Source organism: Rhizobium sp. AN68, assembly GCF_030758035.1.
GTDB classification, from domain to species: domain Bacteria; phylum Pseudomonadota; class Alphaproteobacteria; order Rhizobiales; family Rhizobiaceae; genus Agrobacterium; species Agrobacterium tumefaciens.
Window position 1 is genome coordinate 100,149 of the sequence record NZ_JARWMI010000002.1, and the last position, 17,754, is coordinate 117,902.

Annotated in this window: 15 protein-coding genes and 1 pseudogene; 12 read left to right on the forward strand and 4 right to left on the reverse strand. The window is 58.7% G+C overall.

The window, feature by feature from the left end:
* Positions 1-25: 25 nt before the first annotated feature.
* From RBH71_RS03965 to RBH71_RS03990, 6 genes are read left to right on the forward strand one after another with little or no spacing between them, the layout of a single operon-like run.
* Entirely contained in the window at positions 26-2,356 is a 2,331-nt protein-coding gene (locus tag RBH71_RS03965) for an alginate lyase (RefSeq protein WP_323687143.1), read from the forward strand.
* Positions 2,357-2,374: 18 nt separating this feature from the next.
* Positions 2,375-3,124 carry an SDR family NAD(P)-dependent oxidoreductase gene (locus RBH71_RS03970; protein ID WP_323687144.1) on the forward strand — a complete coding sequence of 250 codons (750 nt, stop codon included), beginning with the start codon at positions 2,375-2,377 and terminating at the stop codon, positions 3,122-3,124.
* A gap of 15 nt (positions 3,125-3,139) precedes the next feature.
* Positions 3,140-4,309 carry an SGNH/GDSL hydrolase family protein gene (locus RBH71_RS03975; protein ID WP_323687145.1) on the forward strand — a complete coding sequence of 390 codons (1,170 nt, stop codon included), beginning with the start codon at positions 3,140-3,142 and terminating at the stop codon, positions 4,307-4,309.
* On the forward strand, positions 4,306-5,340 hold the full coding sequence (locus RBH71_RS03980; RefSeq protein ID WP_323687146.1) for a hydroxyacid dehydrogenase: 1,035 nt from the start codon (positions 4,306-4,308) through the stop codon (positions 5,338-5,340). Before RBH71_RS03975 ends, RBH71_RS03980 begins: the two co-directional genes overlap by 4 nt.
* Positions 5,337-6,134 (forward strand): sugar phosphate isomerase/epimerase family protein, encoded by a 798-nt coding sequence (locus RBH71_RS03985; protein WP_003517579.1) that lies wholly within the window; start codon positions 5,337-5,339, stop codon positions 6,132-6,134. The genes RBH71_RS03980 and RBH71_RS03985 overlap by 4 nt, the downstream gene beginning before the upstream one ends.
* Positions 6,134-7,381, forward strand: coding sequence for a glucarate dehydratase family protein (locus RBH71_RS03990; RefSeq protein ID WP_323687147.1), 1,248 nt, complete (start codon positions 6,134-6,136; stop codon positions 7,379-7,381). The genes RBH71_RS03985 and RBH71_RS03990 overlap by 1 nt, the downstream gene beginning before the upstream one ends.
* 196 nt (positions 7,382-7,577) lie before the next feature.
* Here RBH71_RS03990 and RBH71_RS03995 read toward each other — a convergent pair whose 3' ends face one another.
* The 3 genes from RBH71_RS03995 to RBH71_RS04005 form a co-directional block, all read right to left on the reverse strand.
* A complete protein-coding gene (locus RBH71_RS03995; RefSeq protein WP_035199246.1) occupies positions 7,578-7,877 on the reverse strand; it encodes a DUF982 domain-containing protein in 300 nt (99 codons plus the stop codon).
* Between the two features lie 73 nt (positions 7,878-7,950).
* Positions 7,951-8,427, reverse strand: a complete 477-nt coding sequence (locus RBH71_RS04000) for an Hsp20 family protein (protein ID WP_111801619.1) — start codon at positions 8,425-8,427, stop codon at positions 7,951-7,953.
* 319 nt (positions 8,428-8,746) lie between these two features.
* Positions 8,747-9,973: a benzoate/H(+) symporter BenE family transporter gene (locus tag RBH71_RS04005; RefSeq protein WP_111801566.1), complete on the reverse strand. Its 1,227-nt coding sequence runs from the start codon at positions 9,971-9,973 to the stop codon at positions 8,747-8,749.
* A gap of 114 nt (positions 9,974-10,087) precedes the next feature.
* Here RBH71_RS04005 and RBH71_RS04010 point away from each other — a divergent pair, with 114 nt between their 5' ends.
* The 6 genes and pseudogenes from RBH71_RS04010 (at position 10,088) to RBH71_RS04035 (ending at position 17,182) form a co-directional block, all read left to right on the forward strand.
* Positions 10,088-11,578, forward strand: coding sequence for a PLP-dependent aminotransferase family protein (locus RBH71_RS04010; RefSeq protein ID WP_111801565.1), 1,491 nt, complete (start codon positions 10,088-10,090; stop codon positions 11,576-11,578).
* A 195-nt stretch (positions 11,579-11,773) separates the two neighbouring features.
* Positions 11,774-11,878, forward strand: a pseudogene (locus tag RBH71_RS04015) (hypothetical protein); the annotation flags it as partial.
* A gap of 234 nt (positions 11,879-12,112) precedes the next feature.
* Entirely contained in the window at positions 12,113-12,694 is a 582-nt protein-coding gene (locus RBH71_RS04020) for a hypothetical protein (protein ID WP_323687148.1), read from the forward strand.
* Positions 12,695-13,476: 782 nt separating this feature from the next.
* Positions 13,477-14,730 (forward strand): glycosyltransferase family 4 protein, encoded by a 1,254-nt coding sequence (locus RBH71_RS04025; RefSeq protein ID WP_111801564.1) that lies wholly within the window; start codon positions 13,477-13,479, stop codon positions 14,728-14,730.
* A complete protein-coding gene (locus RBH71_RS04030; protein WP_111801563.1) occupies positions 14,727-16,010 on the forward strand; it encodes a glycosyltransferase family 4 protein in 1,284 nt (427 codons plus the stop codon). Before RBH71_RS04025 ends, RBH71_RS04030 begins: the two co-directional genes overlap by 4 nt.
* Entirely contained in the window at positions 16,007-17,182 is a 1,176-nt protein-coding gene (locus tag RBH71_RS04035; protein WP_323687149.1) for a glycosyltransferase, read from the forward strand. Before RBH71_RS04030 ends, RBH71_RS04035 begins: the two co-directional genes overlap by 4 nt.
* Here RBH71_RS04035 and RBH71_RS04040 read toward each other — a convergent pair.
* Positions 17,146-17,754, reverse strand: a complete 609-nt coding sequence (locus tag RBH71_RS04040; protein WP_111801561.1) for a putative colanic acid biosynthesis acetyltransferase — start codon at positions 17,752-17,754, stop codon at positions 17,146-17,148. The genes RBH71_RS04035 and RBH71_RS04040 overlap by 37 nt on opposite strands.

Below are 17,754 nucleotides of genomic sequence, written 5' to 3' on the forward strand. Positions count from 1 at the left end.
CTGTTTTCATAGGAGTTAGAGCGCAATGTGTCCCTCTGCCCCGGCCATCTCCCGACAGACACTTCTCGATGAACCCCGGCCGGGTTCATTGACCATTGGCTACGAGCCGAGCGAAGAAGTACCGCCGACGGAGAACCCTCCGCGCTTTTCATGGCTGCCCGACATCGACGACGGTGCGCGCTACGTATTGCGGATTTCGTCCGATCCCGGTTTTGCAGACAAAAAGACGCTCGTCTTTGAAGATCTCGCGTGGAATTTCTTCACGCCGGACGAAGCCCTTCCGGAAGGCCGCTATCACTGGTGCTATGCGTTGTGGGGCCAGACGTCCGCGACGCCGGATTCCAACTGGAGTACCGTGCGCAGCTTCGAGATCGGCGCTTCGCTGCCGAAAACGCCGCTACCCGGCAGGAAGGCGCGTCATGCAGCCGCGCATGCCAGCCATCCACGGCTCTGGCTCAATCCGGAAAAGTTGCGCTGCTTCTCGGAGGCGGTGGCAAAGGACCCCAATCATTGCAGCTGGTCCGAGTTCTACGAGAAATCGGTAAAACCCTGGCTTGAGCGGCCGGTCATGCCGGAACCTCAGCCTTATCCCAACAATATGCGCGTCGCAGGACTCTGGCGACAGATGTATATTGACTGCCAGGAAGTGATCTATGCGATCCGGCACCTGGCCATTGCCGGTCGGGTGCTCGGACGCGACGAACTACTCGATGCGTCGCGCACGTGGCTGCTGGCAGTCGCTGGCTGGGATCCGAAAGGCGCGACCTCCCGGGCCTATAATGACGAGGCGGGGTTCCGCGTCGTCGTGGCACTCGCCTGGGGCTATGACTGGCTATACGATTATCTGAGCGAAGACGAGCGCGAGACCGTACGCTCGGTTCTTCTTGAACGAACGCGGGAGGTCGCCGACCATGTTATTGCGCATGCCCGCATCCACGTGTTTCCCTATGACAGCCATGCCGTACGTTCGCTTTCGGCAGTACTGACGCCGGCCTGTATCGCACTTCAGGGCGAAAGCGACGAGGCCGGCGAATGGCTCGATTACACCGTTGAATTCCTCGCCACCCTCTATTCTCCCTGGGCTGGAACTGACGGTGGCTGGGCGGAAGGGCCACATTACTGGATGACCGGCATGGCTTATCTCATAGAGGCCGCCAATCTGGTCCGCTCCTATATCGGTTACGATCTTTATCAGCGGCCATTTTTCCAGAACACGGGGCGCTTCCCGCTTTATACCAAGGCGCCGGGAACCCGTCGCGCCAATTTTGGCGACGACTCCACGCTTGGCGATCTTCCCGGCCTGAAACTGGGTTACAATGTTCGGCAATTTGCCGGCGTTACCGGCAACGGCCATTACCAATGGTATTTCGATCACATCAAGGCCGATGCGACGGGCACAGAAATGGCCTTCTACAATTACGGCTGGTGGGACCTGAACTTCGACGATCTCGTCTATCGTCACGACTATCAGCAGGTGGAAGCAGTCTCGCCTGCAGACTTGCCGGCACTCGCTGTTTTCGATGATATCGGTTGGGCGACCATCCAGCAACATATGGAAGACCCGGAACGGCATCTGCAATTCGTCTTCAAATCAAGTCCCTACGGTTCGCTAAGCCACAGCCATGGCGACCAGAATGCCTTTGTCCTCTATGCCTACGGCGAGGATCTGGCGATCCAGTCCGGCTATTACGTGGCGTTCAACTCGCAGATGCATCTGAACTGGCGCCGTCAGACACGGTCGAAGAACGCCGTCCTGATCGGCGGCAAGGGACAATATGCGGAAAAGGACAAGGCACTCGCGCGTCGTGCCGCCGGCCGTATCGTATCGGTTGAGGAAAATCCCGGACATATCCGGATCCTCGGAGATGCGACGTCTGCCTATCAGGTCGCGAACCCGCTGGTTATGAAAGCGCAGCGCGAAATGCACTTCGTCAACGACAGCTATTTCGTGATTGTCGATGAGGTGGAGTGCTCCGAGCCCCAGGAACTGCAATGGCTTTGCCATACCACAGGGTCACCGCAGACCGGCAAGTCGAGCTTTCGCTACAATGGCCAAAAGGCGGGCTTTTACGGCCAGTTTGTCTTCTCGTCAGCCGGCACACCGCAGATCGCGGCCGTCGAAGGTTTTCCCGACATTGATCCCAAGGAGTTCGAGGGTCTTGATATCCACCATCACGTCTGCGCCACGGTTCCAGCAGCAACTCGGCATCGGCTGGTCACCCTTCTGGTGCCTTACAGTTTAAAGGAGCCGAAGCGCATCTTCAGCTTCATAGACGATCAGGGTTTTTCGACCGACATCTATTTCAGCGACGTCGACGACGAGCGTTTCAAGCTCTCCCTTCCCAAGCAATTCTAACCATACGAGGTTCTTCAAATGCAGCGTTTTACCAACATGACCGTAGTTGTAGCCGGCGCCGGCCGGGATATCGGCCGGGCATGCGCCATTCGTTTTGCGCAGGAAGGCGCCAATGTCGTCCTCACCTATAATGGAGCCGCTGAAGGTGCGGCCACGGCTGTTGCCGAAATCGAAAAGCTTGGCCGTTCGGCTCTGGCGATCAAGGCAGACCTGACAAACGCAAGCGAAGTAGAGGCTGCCATTTCTGCTGCCGCAGACAAATTCGGCGAGATCCATGGCCTCGTCCATGTTGCGGGTGGGCTTATCGCCCGCAAGACAATCACTGACATGGACGAAGCCTTCTGGCATCAGGTCCTCGACGTCAACCTGACGTCGCTGTTCCTGACAGCCAAGGCCGCACTGCCCAAAATGGCAAAGGGCGGCGCGATCGTAACCTTCTCGTCGCAGGCGGGCCGTGACGGCGGTGGGCCGGGCGCGCTCGCCTATGCCACTTCCAAGGGTGCCGTGATGACCTTTACCCGAGGACTTGCCAAGGAAGTTGGCCCGAATATTCGCGTCAACGCCGTCTGCCCCGGCATGATCTCCACCACCTTCCACGACACCTTCACCAAACCCGAAGTGCGTGAAAGGGTGGCAGGCGCCACATCGCTGAAGCGCGAAGGCTCAAGCGAAGACGTTGCCGGTCTGGTGGCGTTTCTCGCGTCCGACGATGCCGCTTATATCACCGGCGCCTGCTACGACATCAATGGCGGCGTCCTGTTCTCCTGATATCCGGTGAAAACCATGTCCGTATCGTTACCAAGGGCGAGCCGGATTGCCGTTCTCGGCACTTCGCTCGTCCAACAGAACCATATTGGCGACGCGTCCTCGCTTGCCACATCGGCCCGCGGCTGGATGAGTTGGGCCGAGGTATTGTCGCATGGCAGGCTTTGCTGCCCTGTCCACCATGATCCATCAGCACCAACAGGCTGGGAACCGAGCAATCGACCGGGTGTCAGCCGGTTCTTTTCCGGCCTCAATTTCGGAGTTTCCGGCCAGAAGGCAATCGAGATCGAACGGCGGCTACCGCGACTGCTGCAATCGGATTTCGATCTGGTCATCGTCGATGCCGGCACAAACGACATGATGGTGGAAACACGCCAGACGATAGCCGATACACGGGCGCGGATCGTTTCGGCTCTGCTCGACGCAGGCAAAACCGTCATCCTGCTCCCGATCCTCGCCCGTGGCACCGGGAAATGGCCGGCTGGCGGTGCGGAGCGGGCAAAAGCGCACTGGATCAACCGGCAGAGCATCGAATTTGCCGCAGATAATGCCAATTGCCATGTCTTCGACTGGAATTCGGCATGGGTCGATCCCGAAAGTGAATTCGGCGAGCCTCATCCCGGCTATTCCGACGACGGCACCCATTTTGCGGTGACAGGCGCTTTTGCCGTAGGAAAGCTGCTTGCTACCTATCTGGAGGCGATTGTGCCGCGAGCGCCGGCCCGTATCCTGGCGACAGACGATCGTTTTGACCCGGTGAACAATCCAGCAGGCAATCTGGCAGTTGATTTTTCAGCCCTGACAGTCACGGAAACAGGTGAACAAAGCCATCGTCTCGGCGGGCGGCTTGTCCATCCGGGCACAGGCTTATGGGTGGAGGCCATATGCGATGTTGATGTGCCGGCGCATAGCGACGTACTCGGAATATCGCTGCGTCTGAAAGATGCTGCAGCCGAAGGACAGGAGGCGGTAGCACTTGCGCCTTTCCGTGCCGAAGACGGCACATTTTTTCCTTTCCCTGCCACCCAATGGACAGGGGCGCTCAGAACTCCTCCCCTGAAACTCAGGCCAGGTGAAGCCCCTCCCGAAGTTTTTCTCGATGTGATCCTGCGGCCCGGTTCTCAACCGATCGAAATCGACGTCAACCGCATCGAGGTTCGACCTGTTTCAAGTCCGGTACGCCAATGAGACCATCTCAAGACAAACCACGGCTGTTGATCGCCATGCGCAACGAGCTTCCCGAAGGTTTCTTTGGTTCGCGCGAATGGGCACGCATGAATGCCGTAACCGACATCATACCGGGTTTCCCCTACACGGATTTCGACACGGAAGCGGGAGCAGAAGCGTTGGCCGAGGCGGACATTCTCCTCGCCGCCTGGGGCACGCCATCCCTGACACGCGAGCGCCTCGCCCGTGCGCCAAAGCTCAGGATGGTCGCTTATGCCGCGTCCTCGGTGCGCGCTGTTGCCCCCGCCGAATTCTGGGAAACATCCGATATTCTTATCACCACGGCCGCATCGGCCATGGCCGTGCCGGTTGCCGAGTTTACCTATGCGGCAATCATCATGTGCGGCAAGGATGTGTTTCGTCTGAGAGACGAGCATCGGGTAGAGCGCGGCACCGGCGGTTTTGGCAGCAGACGTGGCATGAGCTTGCCCTATCTCGGCAATCATTCCCGCAAAGTCGGCATCGTCGGCGCGTCACGGATTGGTCGGCTTGTCATGGAGATGCTGACGCGCGGAAAATTCGAGATCGCCGCCTACGACCCTTTTCTTTCGGTGGAAGACGCGGCCGCACTTGGTGCTACGAAAATGGAGCTCGACGAGCTTCTCGCCTGGTCCGATGTGGTCTCCCTGCACGCGCCGATCCTGCCTGAAACCCGCCACATGATTGGTGCCCGGGAACTGGCACTGATGGCGGATCATGCGATCTTCATCAACACGGCACGGGGCTGGCTGGTCGATCACGACGCATTGCTGGGCGAGGCGCTTTCCGGGCGGCTGCGTATCCTGATCGATACACCAGAGCCGGAACCCCTGCCGACGGATAGCCCATTCTACGATTTGCCCAATGTCGTGCTCACCCCCCACATTGCCGGGGCGCTGGGAAATGAATTGCGGGCGCTTTCCGATCTCGCCATTACCGAGATCGAACGTTTCGTCGCGGGGCTTGCCGCGCTTCACCCGGTCCATAAACAGGATATGGAGCGTATGGCATGAGCGCTTTCGATTATTGTTTTTCAACGCTTGGCTGCTCCGAACTTAGCCTGCACGAAGCGGCCGATCTGGCACAGAGGCATGGCATCGTGCATGTGGAGTTGCGCACGCTCTCCGGTACGGTCGACCTCATCCCGGCACTGACTGCCGAATTTGCCACTCCTTCCAGATTTGCAGCCTTTCTGGCCGAAAGTGATCTCGAGGTAGCCGCCCTAAACACATCCATTCGGCTGTTCGGCAGCACCGATCTTTCCGCCATCGAACCTTTTATAGACTGGGCGGAAGCCGCAAACATTTCCTATCTGCGCATCTTCGACGGTGGCAAACAGTTGGGACAGGATGAGATGACACAGGCAGCGGGCCTGTTGGACGACTGGCAGTCGCTGCGACTATCACGGGGTCTGAATGTCGACCTCATGATCGAAACACACGACGCGCTGGCGGACTTCGAGCAGCTTCTCGCCTTCATCGCATGCGTGCCAGCATCGAAGCTCTTGTGGGACACTCACCACACCTGGGCCAAAGGCAGCGATCTCAAAATCCTTTGGCAACACATCGCACAAAATGTCGTCCATCTGCACGTCAAGGACAGCACCACGGACAGCGATGGCCGACGACGCTACGTATTGCCCGGCCATGGCGATTTTCCCATGGCGGAACTGCTTTCGCTTTTACAGTCGGATGAACGACATATCCCTCTCAGTCTGGAATGGGAACGCCACTGGCATCCCGAACTGTCCCCGCTGGACGATGCGCTAAAGGCTGCGCGCGGCTGGTGGAGACAAGGAGCTTTTTAATGCGGATAGCCGAAATTCACCTCACACCGGTCGCCATTCCCGACAGACCGCTACTGAACTGTAAAGGCGTGCATCAGCCGCATGCGTTGCGCACCGTCATCGAGGTCATATGTGACGACGGCACGGTCGGCCTTGGTGAAAGTTACGGAAGTATCAAGGCGCTGGATGGGTTGCGACGGGCGGCCCCTGCCCTGATCGGGCTCGACCCGTTTCATCTTCACGAGCTGAAATCTCGCGTCATCACCGCATTGCCCGGCAGTGGCGGCATCAATGCTAAATCGGCGGTGGCCGATCACAAGTTGACGGACGTGGTTGCCTCAGCCTTTGAAGTCCCCTGCCTCGACATTCAGGGCAAGCTTCTCGGGCGGCCGGTCTCGGATCTGCTAGGTGGCGCCACTCGTACCAGCGTTCCGTTCAGCGCCTACCTGTTCTTCAAATTCGCAGCCCATATAGGTGAAGCCCCGGATGAATGGGGAGAGGTTCTTACGCCTGATCAGATGGTTGGCGAAGCCCGCAGGATGGTCGACACATACGGTTTCCAGTCGCTGAAGCTCAAGGGTGGCGTGCTGCATCCGGATCTCGAGATCGAGACCATGATGAAGCTTCGGGAAGCTTTTCCCAATCATCCGTTGCGGATCGACCCCAATGGCGGCTGGACTGTGGACACGGCCATCTACATCGCACGCAAGCTTGAGAATATCCTTGAATATCTCGAGGATCCGGTCATCGGTATGGACCAGATGGCACAAGTCGCAGCCGCTACGTCGATCCCGCTCGCCACGAACATGATCGTCCTTGAATTCGACCAGATCGCCGCGGCCTTTCGCAAAAATGCGGTGCAGATTGTGCTGTCAGATCACCATTATTGGGGTGGACTGCGCGCCTCGACCCATCTCGGAAAGATTTGCGAGACGTTGGGTCTTGGCGTCTCCATGCATTCCAACTCGCATCTAGGCATCACTCTGGCGGCAATGGTCCATGCTGCCGCCGCAACGCCGAACCTGAGCTTCGATTGCGACACGCATTACCCATGGACCGGTGTCGACGTGATCGAGGGCACGCCGTTCACGTTCCGTGGCGGTCGCCTCGATGTTCCCAATGGGCCGGGACTTGGCGTGACGCTCGATCGGCAAAAACTCACCGAACTTGCGGCACTTTACGAACAGACCTCGATGAAAGAACGCGATGATACAGCCTATATGAAGCTCTTCGACCCAGCCTATGAAAGACGTGTGCCACGCTGGTGACGAGAAGATGCCATGTTACACCCTCGTCAACCTCGAGGCAGCACACCTGTCCTCCCAACCCAGACCGTGACAGTCTTCGCGGTAATCTCTTTCGCAGGGGCGGCAAATCAGCTCGCTCGGCATTTTAGAGCCCGTGCACGATACCGCCGCCGCATAGCGGACAACTTGCCGCTACACATTTATAACCGCGTCTATCTCAATTCACATGCGGATCTCTGTCGCGCGAAAGGCGAGACGCGGCGATGACACCATCTTCCGGTGCAAGCAGATCGTGTCTTTCGGCAAAGGCTACAAACAAACCGCGGGCGGTCTCCGCTTCAATCTCGCCGCGCAACGCGGCAGCGCATGCCTTAAGAGCAATGGAATGTGCGCTATCTCGGTTTGTTGCGGGCCACTCGGAAAGATGTCGGTAGGCCTCCAGCACGTTTCGAACCTCCGCTGGAAAGCCGAGACCGACAAGAATGAAAACAGGCTGTCTGAACATATCGGGTTTCATTGCTTTCTCCTTCCCATCCCGGATATTGGTGGGCGCCATCGCGACGGCGCCCCTGTTCATCCAACAATGTAAATCAAGCCGCCTTCTGTGCTTCTATCTGCCCCGTGGCAACTGTCGGCACCAGAACCGCATCGGTCTGGATGTCGATTTTCCTGGGCTTCAGGGCCTCCGGGATTTCGCGGACGAGATCGATTGAAAGGAGACCATTTCTCAGTTCGGCGCTGCTCACTCTGACATGATCGGCGAGTTCGAACCGATGCTCGAACGGACGGGCCGCAATGCCGCGGTGCAGGTAGCCCTCCGCGGGTGTCTCCTGCCTCTTGCCTGTCACGGTCAGGAGATTGGACTGGAAAGTGATGTCGATCTCGTCCCGTGTAAAACCAGCCACCGCAATAGAAATCTGATAGCTGTCTTCGGCCGTCCTGATAATGTCATAAGGCGGCCAGTCACTGATCGAGCGAGTGCGCTGGGCGTTTTCGAGAAGATTGAAGACCCGGTCGAATCCGATGCTCGATCGGTACAACGGTGCATAGTCGTAAGATGTTGCCATAACCATATCCTCCTTGAAGCAACATGGGTACCAAAGCGCCAAAAGCGGCGCTTCCAGCACGGCCAGTCCTGTCATCAGCGACTGGCGGCTGACGATTTGGTTTTTCGTGTTTTCAAAATCAAGAGGCGAAGCGAACGAATTTTGCGCTCGCGCCCGTATTAAATGTGGCTCGTGTAAGACACGACAAAACTCATCCAGCGACGCCAATATTTCTATGGGTCGTGAGCGGATAGGACAGCGGCGCTGTTGCCGACATGCCCATGCGCTACCCAACTTCGGATGGAGATGACTGATGTGGTCATCGAGGTAACTTGGGCCGTCACTTCGCCGTTTCCTCGCTTACGGTCAAATCGGCGCGGTGACGGCGCGGCAGCCGCCCATTCAGGACCAGGTAGGCGCCGAGACCGATCACCAGACCCCAGAATGCGCCGCCGATCCCAAGCAGCGTAATATTAGCGGCAGACGCCAGGAAGGTGATGAGCGCCGCTTCACGCGATGTCGGATCGGCCAGTGCTCCGGCGAGGCTGCCGCCAATGGTGCCGAGCAGCGCCAGACCGGCGAGCGTCGTGATGAATGTCGCCGGGAAGGCCATGAAGACGGCGGCAAGCGTGACGCCGAACACCCCGACCAGCACGTAGAAGCTGCCCGCCGCGATACCCGCAATCCAGCGTTTGCGTGGGTCTTCATGCGCTTCCCTGCCGGTGGCAATTGCCGCCGTGATGGCCGCTATGTTGAAGGCATGGGAGCCGAACGGCGCCATGAGGAGGGAGCCGAGGCCCGTCACGGTGACAATAGGATTAGCACTCGTCTTGAAGCCGTCATTCCGCAACACCAGCATTCCCGGCATGTATTGGCCGGTTAGCGTAATAAGGAACAGGGGCAAGGCGACGGACAGAAGCGCATTCAGCGAAAAGGCCGGCATTGTGAAGACGGGCGCAGCGAACTCCAGTTTCAATCCTGAAAGATCGACCCGGTCCTGCATCAGCAGGAAGACCATCCCAAGAGCGAGGAGGCCCACCACGGCATAGCGGGCGGAGAAGCGCTTCAACACGACATAGGCAACTATCAGCAGTCCAACCAGAAGCGGATCAACGCTTGCACCGCCAAATGCACCGATACCGAATTGCAGCAAAATGCCCGCAAGCAGGCCAGAGGCGATGCCCGGCGGAATCAGCCGGATCACCTTCTCGAAATAGCCCGATAGCCCAAGCCCGACGAAGGCGGCGGCCGAGATCATGTAAGCGCCCACCGCCTCCGCATAGGGCGTTGTTGCCAATGCGGTGACAAGAAACGCCGCCGCTGGCGTGGACCAAGCGGTGATTATCGGTTCGCGAAATCTCCAGCTAAGGAATAGTCCCGTCAGCCCGACGCCTATTGAAACCGACCATACCCAGGATGCCGCCAATTCCGCGCTAAGGTCCGCAACCTTTGCGGCCTGAAAGACAAGAATGAAGGTGCCGCCATAGTTGACGATAACGGAGATCAACCCTGCCACGACGGGATGGGTTAGATCGTTGAGACGGATGGCTGATGAACTGGAGAGCATGGTCGTAACGAAACTCCTGAAGGGTTTGGGAGCGAGAAGGCATGAATTGCCTTGACAACTAGCCTTCCAATGGCCTGACTTGCCCTTCCACTTTTCCAGAGAGGCTCAGACCATTTGTTCAAGCACTCCCACCTCGAATCCGTGAAGGCATTGCTTTCCCATCCCGCCAATGCGGCGATGCCGCTTTACGCACGGATTCAGCGGGCCATCCGGCAGCTGATCATCAATGGTGCGCTTGGGCCAGGCAGACCACTGCCAGCTTCGCGTGCGCTCGCAAGATCGCTGGGGGTGTCACGCGACACGATCGAAGCGGCTTACGCCCAGCTTCACGCCGAGGGCTTCATCGATCGCCGGGTCGGTAGCGGCAGTTTTGTGGCCGAAATCACGGAGTTCACACCCGGCCATCGTGTTTCCCAGCGGGACGCGCTCGCGCGCAGCCAAGCCCCGAACCTTAGCAAGCGCGGCAACGGCATGTTCCGAGGCGGCGGGGTCCGCGAGATGCTGATCCCGCGCCCCTTTGCGCACGGTGTGCCGGAAATTCGCACCTTTCCGCTCCCGCTCTGGGAGAGACTGGAACGGCAGGTACGCAAAGAGGTTGGCACGCAGGCTCTGCATCACGGCGATCCGCAGGGTACCGAACCGCTGCGCCGCGCTATCGCCGACTACGTGAACCTTGAGCGCGGAGCTCGCGCCACCGCCGACCGCATATTGGTGCTAACCAGTTCACAACAGGCCATGTCGCTCTGCGCCAATATGCTGCTTGATCCTGGTGATAGGATATTCATCGAAGACCCGGCTTACTATGGTGCGCGCAAAGCCTTCGATGCAGCAGGATTGGAGTGCGTTCCCATCAGGGTTGATCGACAGGGCCTCGTTGTGGAAAAGATAATGGCCGAACCGCGCAAGGCCAGAGCCATCTTCCTGACGCCTTCGCACCAGTTCCCGACCGGCGCGACGCTGTCGCTGGATCGTCGGCTCGCCCTGATCGAATGGGCCGCCCGGCATCAGGCATGGATCATCGAAGACGACTACGACAGCGAGTATCACTATGCCGGCAAACCGACGGCCTGCGTGCAAGGCCTAGATCAGCACGACCGAACTATCTATATCGGCACGTTCACCAAATCGCTCTTTCCGGGCTTGCGGATCGGCTACGTCGTGTTGCCGCCGCAACTGGTGAAGCCTATGACCGTGGCACGCACGCTTCTGGACGGCCACACGGCCCCCATGGCGCAACTGACACTGGCGCGGTTCATTGAAGGCGGGCACTTCGGCGCATATGTTCGCACCATGCGCGGTATATACGCCAATCGACTCGACGTACTTGCAGGGCTGGTCAAAAAGCACCTGTCGGATTTTGTCGAACCGCACGTACCGATCGGCGGGCTGCAAATGCCCTGCCTGCTGATCGCCAATATGTCCGAGCGCGCCGCCATCGATGCGGCGCGACGCGTCGGTGTCGAACTTCTCGGATTGTCGGCGTTGCACGCCTCCGGCGAAGCCAGCAGCGGTTTCCTCATGGGGTTTGCCGCCTATACGCCGACCGAGATGGAGGCTGCGGTCAAGAAGCTATCGAATGCACTCCGGATGGTATCAAGATCATAGATAAACCGTTTCCGTCCTGAACCGAGCGGTCTGCCCAACTCGCAGCAAGCGGAGGTAAACAGCAACTGCACCCATGAGCAGTATTTGTAAAACACTGCCGTGCGAGGGTCGCCCGGCGACCCACCTATCAGGACCTTTAAGGAGATCGGCGATGGTAATATCGGCCGCACCGCACGCATTCCAGAATGCTGAAAACGAAGTCGCAAACCCATCGAACTGATCCCCTCGGAGAAGTTCATGAGCCAGGCCGTGCGCGATGCCGAGGGATCGGTGCTCACCAACAAATATGTCGAGGGCTATCTCACCGCGACGCTGACTGCCATCGTCAATGGTTATCCTCAGAGACAGATTGGTGCACTCCTGCCGTGGAATTACCGAGGGTAATCTATACCTGAGGGCTTCTGTCTGCCTTAGGCTGTAACTGGCTATGTGAAGTATGGCAGCTTCGCGCGTTGGGACAGATAAATACTCATGCGCAACTTGACTTCAAACGCTATCGTGCCACCCTCAACCTGGCTCGTTGGGAGAAGCACAATGATGATAGGCTTTCGCATAGTTTTGGCGATTTCTGCAATCTTCACGGCAGGGCAAGCTATTGCGGCGGTGCCCTTCCTGAATGCGACCTGTCCGGGCAATATCGATGTCCACGCCGATGCCGGTGGTCCCGTTTACTTGAATGGCAAGGAAACAAAACTCAAAGTCGTCAATGAAAACTTCTATGAAGCGACACAAGGCGGCGTAACGCTGTCCATCAGCATCAATCCTGACGGCACCCCTTCAATTTCCTATGAGAAGAAGGGCGGTGGAAATGGTATCTGCACAGTGAGGAGTGGCTCGGCCGCCGCGCCCGTGAATAAGCCATCTGCGATGCCAATGGGCACCGGTGCAGTTATTACGCCGGGCAACCGTCCGGCGTATTGTCGGGGCGAAGTGTCGGGAATGTACGGCACCAAGCCCAGTTATATCAAAACCTCGAAACCCAAAAAGACCGGATCGGGAACGACTATCGACGGTACGGTGGACAAGGGTAATGAAGGCATCAAGAAGTTCCAATGCCGATTTGACGGCAAAGGACGCTTCATCGATGTCATGGCAATGACGCCCGATGGTGAGTGATTGAAAGCAGACCGCCTGTTTGCTTGATGTGGCTTTAGAGATGCAGTCGAGAGGACTGTCATGAGCGACACTGCATTGAGACTTTGCCTATTTTCCGTTGCGCTCCTGTTGTTCCCTGGCTCATCGGCAGCTACCACTGGCAGGGGATGCCTGACGGTCGTAAATGTCGCCTTGGACGACGTTTTGAACCTTCGGAGTAGGCCATCGGCGTCTGCCCGGATCGTTGATACCCTCCAGCCGCAACGCCATGGAATCCTGCATCTCGACGGCCAATGCGAGCCGTCGTCCGTTGCGTGGGGTAGCCGTTGGTGTCCAGTCACCCACTACGACGGTGACCGGACGATCCACGGCTGGCTCAAGGCACGCTATGTCCGCGACAGCGAGTGTCCCTGATAATTGCAGAGCCCACGTCGGCTGAACAAAACTCATTCAATGACGGTTGTAGCGGTGTGATCAGGACACTGCTTTCGATTGGCACTAGAAAATTGCCTACTTCTTCAACAAGCTGACCTGAGTAGATTCCGGTTGTTTCTCACCGCCGGCGTCCGATCACCTTCGACCTCCCTGCCATTTATTGGCTGGGGAATTTTTTTGGAGTCGCTAACCCATAAGGGCGTCATCTGCGTTTCAGCTACCAAAGGGATAGTACGGCGCCAACTTCGGAGTATTGGCCACTCCGTATCGTGAGCCCACTAGTCCTTACGACCAGCTTGTCGCCTGTTTTCACGTCGCCAAGAATGCTTCTTCAGACCGGACGTTTGGCGGGAGAAAAAAGCGTGAGGATGATCTTCCTGAACAGATACGGTTTCCCCGACCAGTCGGCAACAAGCCGGATGATATCGTCGCTGGCCATCTCAATGGCGCAGCGCGGAATGACTGTGACTGTTGTTGCAAGTCGCGAAATACACAATCATCCCGGCAGCGTGTTGCCCGCAACCGAAACGGTTCGGGGTGTACAGATCCGACGGCTCGCAAGCGGTCGCTTCGGCCGGCACAGCCTCATGCGCCGGAGCATTGATTATCTTCTTTTTCAGGTGCTGGCATTCGCCTGGCTTCTGCGCAACGTTCGGGCGACGGACACGGTCGTTGTCTGCACCGATCCTCCGCTCCTCTCCGTCATGAGCAGCATCGCGATCCGCCTCAAGGGCGCACTCATGGTGAACTGGATCATGGATCTTTTTCCGGAGACCGCAATCGAGCTTGGATTTTTCAGGAAACGTGCACGGTGGCTTGCGCCATGGCTGACGCAGGCGCGCAACTGGTCTCTGCGATCCCCCGGCATGGTTGTCTGCCCTACCGACAAGATGGCGGAATTCCTCTTCACACAAGGGCTTGCAAAGGATCGCGTCAGCGTCCTGCATCACTGGTCGGATGGGGAGGAAATCTATCCTGTCTTGCCCCAGGATAACAGCCTGCGGAAGGCGTGGGGACTGCAGGACGTGTTTGTCGTCGGCTATTCAGGAAACTTCGGGCGGGCGCATGAGTTCGGCACTATGCTGGCAGCGGCGAAACGTCTCGAGCACCGGCAGGATATCCGGTTCCTTCTCATTGGCGGCGGACACCAGCACGCGACTGTGAAGACTGTCGTGCAGGATCTCGGTCTTCAAAACGTCATCTTCAAGCCGCTGCAGCCCGTTGAGAAACTTGCTGAAAGCCTGAGCGTTGCTGATGTGCATCTGGTCTCGCTGCTGCCGGAACTGGAACACTGCATCATTCCAAGCAAATTCTATGGCATCCTGGCGGCCGGGAGGCCGACGATCTTCGTTGGCGACCCTGATGGAGAGGTGCCGCGTGTTCTCAGAGCCAAAGGATGCGGCAGCAATGTCGAAATCGGCGAGACCGATAAGCTCTCTGGCATCATCGAAAAGCTCTGCGACGACCCGGATACCACGACAGCAATGGGGGATGCGGCACGGCGGCTGCTTTGTGCCGACTATTCACGAGAAAAGGCGGCAGATGCCTGGGCAGTGCTGATCGCCGGGCTGCAGACTGTCGAGCCTTCCAGGCCCCCTATCGCTCAAGGTATCTCGTCATGAAAGACAAAGTCGTCGTCAGCCAGCTCGGCGCCCGCATGCATTATGCCGTACCGAGAATATTTGCATCCGCTGGCCGCCTTGCGCATTTTTACACCGATATATGCGCCACGAAAGGCTGGCCCCGGATCGTCAATTCGTTTCCGGCAACCCTTTATCCCGCACCTGTCAAACGGCTGGCCGGTCGGCTGCCAAAAGGCGTGCCGACAGCGCTGACGACGGTGTTTTCCAGCTTTGGCCTCCGTTCCGTGCTGCGCCACATGCGAACGAAAGACGTTGTGGAGGAAACCTCTCACGCGATCTGGGCCGGGTCGATTTTCTCCGAAATGGTCGCCCGGCGCGGCTTTCATGGGGCCGCCGGGCTTTACGCCTTCAGCGGCGACGCACTCGAACAGATGCAGGCCGCAAAGCAGCAGGGGCTGTGGACCGCAGTCGAGCAGATGATCGCGCCGCGCGATGTCGTCGAAATGCTTCTCAATCAGGAAATGAAGCGGTTTCCCGCATGGGCAGGTCCCGTGCAGGACAACCCGCATGCGCGTCTCTTCGCCGACCGGGAAAAAGCCGAGTGGCGCCTTGCCGATGTCATCGTCTGCCCGTCGGAATTCGTCCGCAAGAACGTCGTCGCCTGCGGTGGGCCGGAAGACCGGTGTGTCGTCGTTCCCTATGGGGTCAATGCGGCGGCTGCCGTCGACAGACCGGCACGCATGCCGGGGCCGATCAGGGTTTTGACCGTGGGCGAAGTCGGGCTGCGCAAGGGCTCTCCCTATGTCGTGGAAGCCGCCCGACTTATGGAAGGTGCAGCCCGTTTCCGCATGGCGGGCCGCGTTCGCGTACCCGATGATGTCAAGCAGCAGATTTCGCAATGGGTCGAGCTGAGAGGGATCGTTCCGCGCTCGCAGATCGTCGAGGAGTTTCGGTGGGCGGATGTCTTCCTGCTGCCGTCGCTCTGCGAAGGCTCCGCGACCGCCGTCTATGAAGCGCTGGCAGCGGGTCTGCCGGTTATAACGACCGAAAACACCGGCAGCGTCGTTCGCGATGGCATCGAAGGTTTCATCGTTCCCGTCTGCGATCCGGAAGCTATCGCGACCGCGGTGCGTGCGCTTACCGACAATCCCGAGCTGAGGCGGATCATGTCTGCCAATGCACTCCTGCGCGCAGCCGAACATACCGTGGAGTCTTATGGCGAGCGGCTTCTTGCCGCCCTGTCCGGGCCGCATCTGTCGGGGTCCGCTGGTCTTTGCCTGGCGGACGACGCGCGATACCTGGGGAACAAAGAGATATGAAGATCATCCACGTCATCGCTTCGATCGATCCCAAGCATGGCGGCTTGCAGGCCGTTGCCATGCGCCTTGCCGCTGCACAGGCCGGCCTCGGCCTCGATGTGAATATCGTCAGCTATGGCGACGCCGCCATCGAGGCGCAGGTCAAGGAAATCGGCAGCAGCATACCGCATTTCGAGAATATCCGCTGGCATCTCCTGCCGCCCCCCGGCAGGCTGGAGACGCTGTTCTGCTTTAAAGGCCGGCGGGTGCTGAAAGACGTGCTGAAAGATGCATCCTTCATGCATATTCACGGGGTATGGGAGCCTTTTCTGCTCTACGCTTCCAAGCTCGCCCGCGCCGCTGGCGTGCCTTACTGCATTTGCCCGGCCGGCATGCTGGATCACTGGAGCCTTCGGCAGCGATCGTGGAAAAAGAAGATCGCCCTGATGCTCTGCTATCGCAAGATGCTGAACGAGGCCGCCTTCCTGCATCTTTTGAACGTCGATGAGGTGGCAGCCGTCGAGACGCTGAATTTTCAGGCGCGAAATCTGATCATACCGAACGGGGTTTTTGCCGAGGAATTCGATCCCCTGCCGGCCCGGGGACATTTCAAGCAGAAAATTGCCCTGGCGCACGGCAGGCGTTACATTCTGTTCCTGTCACGCCTGCACATCAAAAAAGGTGTCGACATTCTCGCCTCGGCCTTTGCGGCTATCTCTGACACCTATGTCGACGTTGATCTCGTTGTCGCAGGTCCACCCGGTGGAGCAGAGGGCCACTTTATGCACCTGGTCAAAAAACTGAATATCCGGAACCGGGTCTTTATGGTCGGGGCCGTTTACGGCGAAGCAAAGCTCGAAGCCATGGTCGATGCCGACTGCTTCTGCCTGCCAAGCCGACAGGAGGGTTTCAGCATGGCGATCACCGAAGCGCTCGCCTGCGGCACGCCTGTGGTGATCACCGACCAGTGTCACTTTCCCGAAGTCGGATCTGCCGATGCCGGGGTTATCGTCGCGGTTGACGCGGCCGACGTTGCAAAGGGCCTGGCAAGCGTGCTCAGCAACCCAGCCAAAGCGAGAACGATGGGTGAAAACGGTCGCCGACTTGTGCTGGAGAAATTCACCTGGCCGGCCATCGCCCATGCCACCCTGGAGGGCTATCGGCTGAGCGCGTTGGATGCCGCCGCTTCCTGACGACGCGAGCCGACTGGCCTTGCCGGATTGCCGACATAGATCGTCCAGGGCTCCAGTGACTTCGCTGTGACGGCTCGCGCGCCGAGCACAGCCCCCTTGCCGACGACGACACCGGGACCGACGAAGGCTTCCGCCGCTACCCAGGCGTCCTCCTCGATCACCACCGGCCGCGTCACGAGGGGAAACGCGCTGTCCTGAACGTCATGCGACCCTGTGCACAGATGGGCACGTTGCGAGACCGAGGCATATTGGCCGATGGTGATCATATCGACATTGTAGCAGATCACGCCAGGTCCGATCGATGAATGACACTCCATGACGAGGTGCCCCGGCCACCACACGATCGCCTTGGAATGCACCATTGCCGTGGCATGCAGGCGCGCGCCGAAACTGCGCAGGAGAAAATTGCGCCAGCGGCGCATCGGCGGCGGCGTCCAGGAGGCAAGAAACCGCCAGACGATCATCCAGACCAGCCGCTTAAGCCGCAAATGCAGTGAAAAGGTCGGACCTCCGAAGCGCGGCAGGGGCGTCGTTGCATGCTGGAAGACAGGATCGTCGTATCGTGAGCGCAT

What these genes read in the sequence shown, in the direction of transcription:
- RBH71_RS03965 (WP_323687143.1), top strand. Translation starts at nt 26, where the DNA reads ATGTGTCCCTCTGCCCCGGCCATCTCCCGACAGACACTTCTCGATGAA.
- RBH71_RS03970 (WP_323687144.1), top strand. Translation starts at nt 2,375, where the DNA reads ATGCAGCGTTTTACCAACATGACCGTAGTTGTAGCCGGCGCCGGCCGG.
- RBH71_RS03975 (WP_323687145.1), top strand. Translation starts at nt 3,140, where the DNA reads ATGTCCGTATCGTTACCAAGGGCGAGCCGGATTGCCGTTCTCGGCACT.
- RBH71_RS03980 (WP_323687146.1), top strand. Translation starts at nt 4,306, where the DNA reads ATGAGACCATCTCAAGACAAACCACGGCTGTTGATCGCCATGCGCAAC.
- RBH71_RS03985 (WP_003517579.1), top strand. Translation starts at nt 5,337, where the DNA reads ATGAGCGCTTTCGATTATTGTTTTTCAACGCTTGGCTGCTCCGAACTT.
- RBH71_RS03990 (WP_323687147.1), top strand. Translation starts at nt 6,134, where the DNA reads ATGCGGATAGCCGAAATTCACCTCACACCGGTCGCCATTCCCGACAGA.
- RBH71_RS03995 (WP_035199246.1), bottom strand. Translation starts at nt 7,877, where the DNA reads ATGAAACCCGATATGTTCAGACAGCCTGTTTTCATTCTTGTCGGTCTC.
- RBH71_RS04000 (WP_111801619.1), bottom strand. Translation starts at nt 8,427, where the DNA reads ATGGCAACATCTTACGACTATGCACCGTTGTACCGATCGAGCATCGGA.
- RBH71_RS04005 (WP_111801566.1), bottom strand. Translation starts at nt 9,973, where the DNA reads ATGCTCTCCAGTTCATCAGCCATCCGTCTCAACGATCTAACCCATCCC.
- RBH71_RS04020 (WP_323687148.1), top strand. Translation starts at nt 12,113, where the DNA reads ATGATGATAGGCTTTCGCATAGTTTTGGCGATTTCTGCAATCTTCACG.
- RBH71_RS04025 (WP_111801564.1), top strand. Translation starts at nt 13,477, where the DNA reads ATGATCTTCCTGAACAGATACGGTTTCCCCGACCAGTCGGCAACAAGC.
- RBH71_RS04030 (WP_111801563.1), top strand. Translation starts at nt 14,727, where the DNA reads ATGAAAGACAAAGTCGTCGTCAGCCAGCTCGGCGCCCGCATGCATTAT.
- RBH71_RS04035 (WP_323687149.1), top strand. Translation starts at nt 16,007, where the DNA reads ATGAAGATCATCCACGTCATCGCTTCGATCGATCCCAAGCATGGCGGC.
- RBH71_RS04040 (WP_111801561.1), bottom strand. Translation starts at nt 17,754, where the DNA reads ATGCGCTCACGATACGACGATCCTGTCTTCCAGCATGCAACGACGCCC.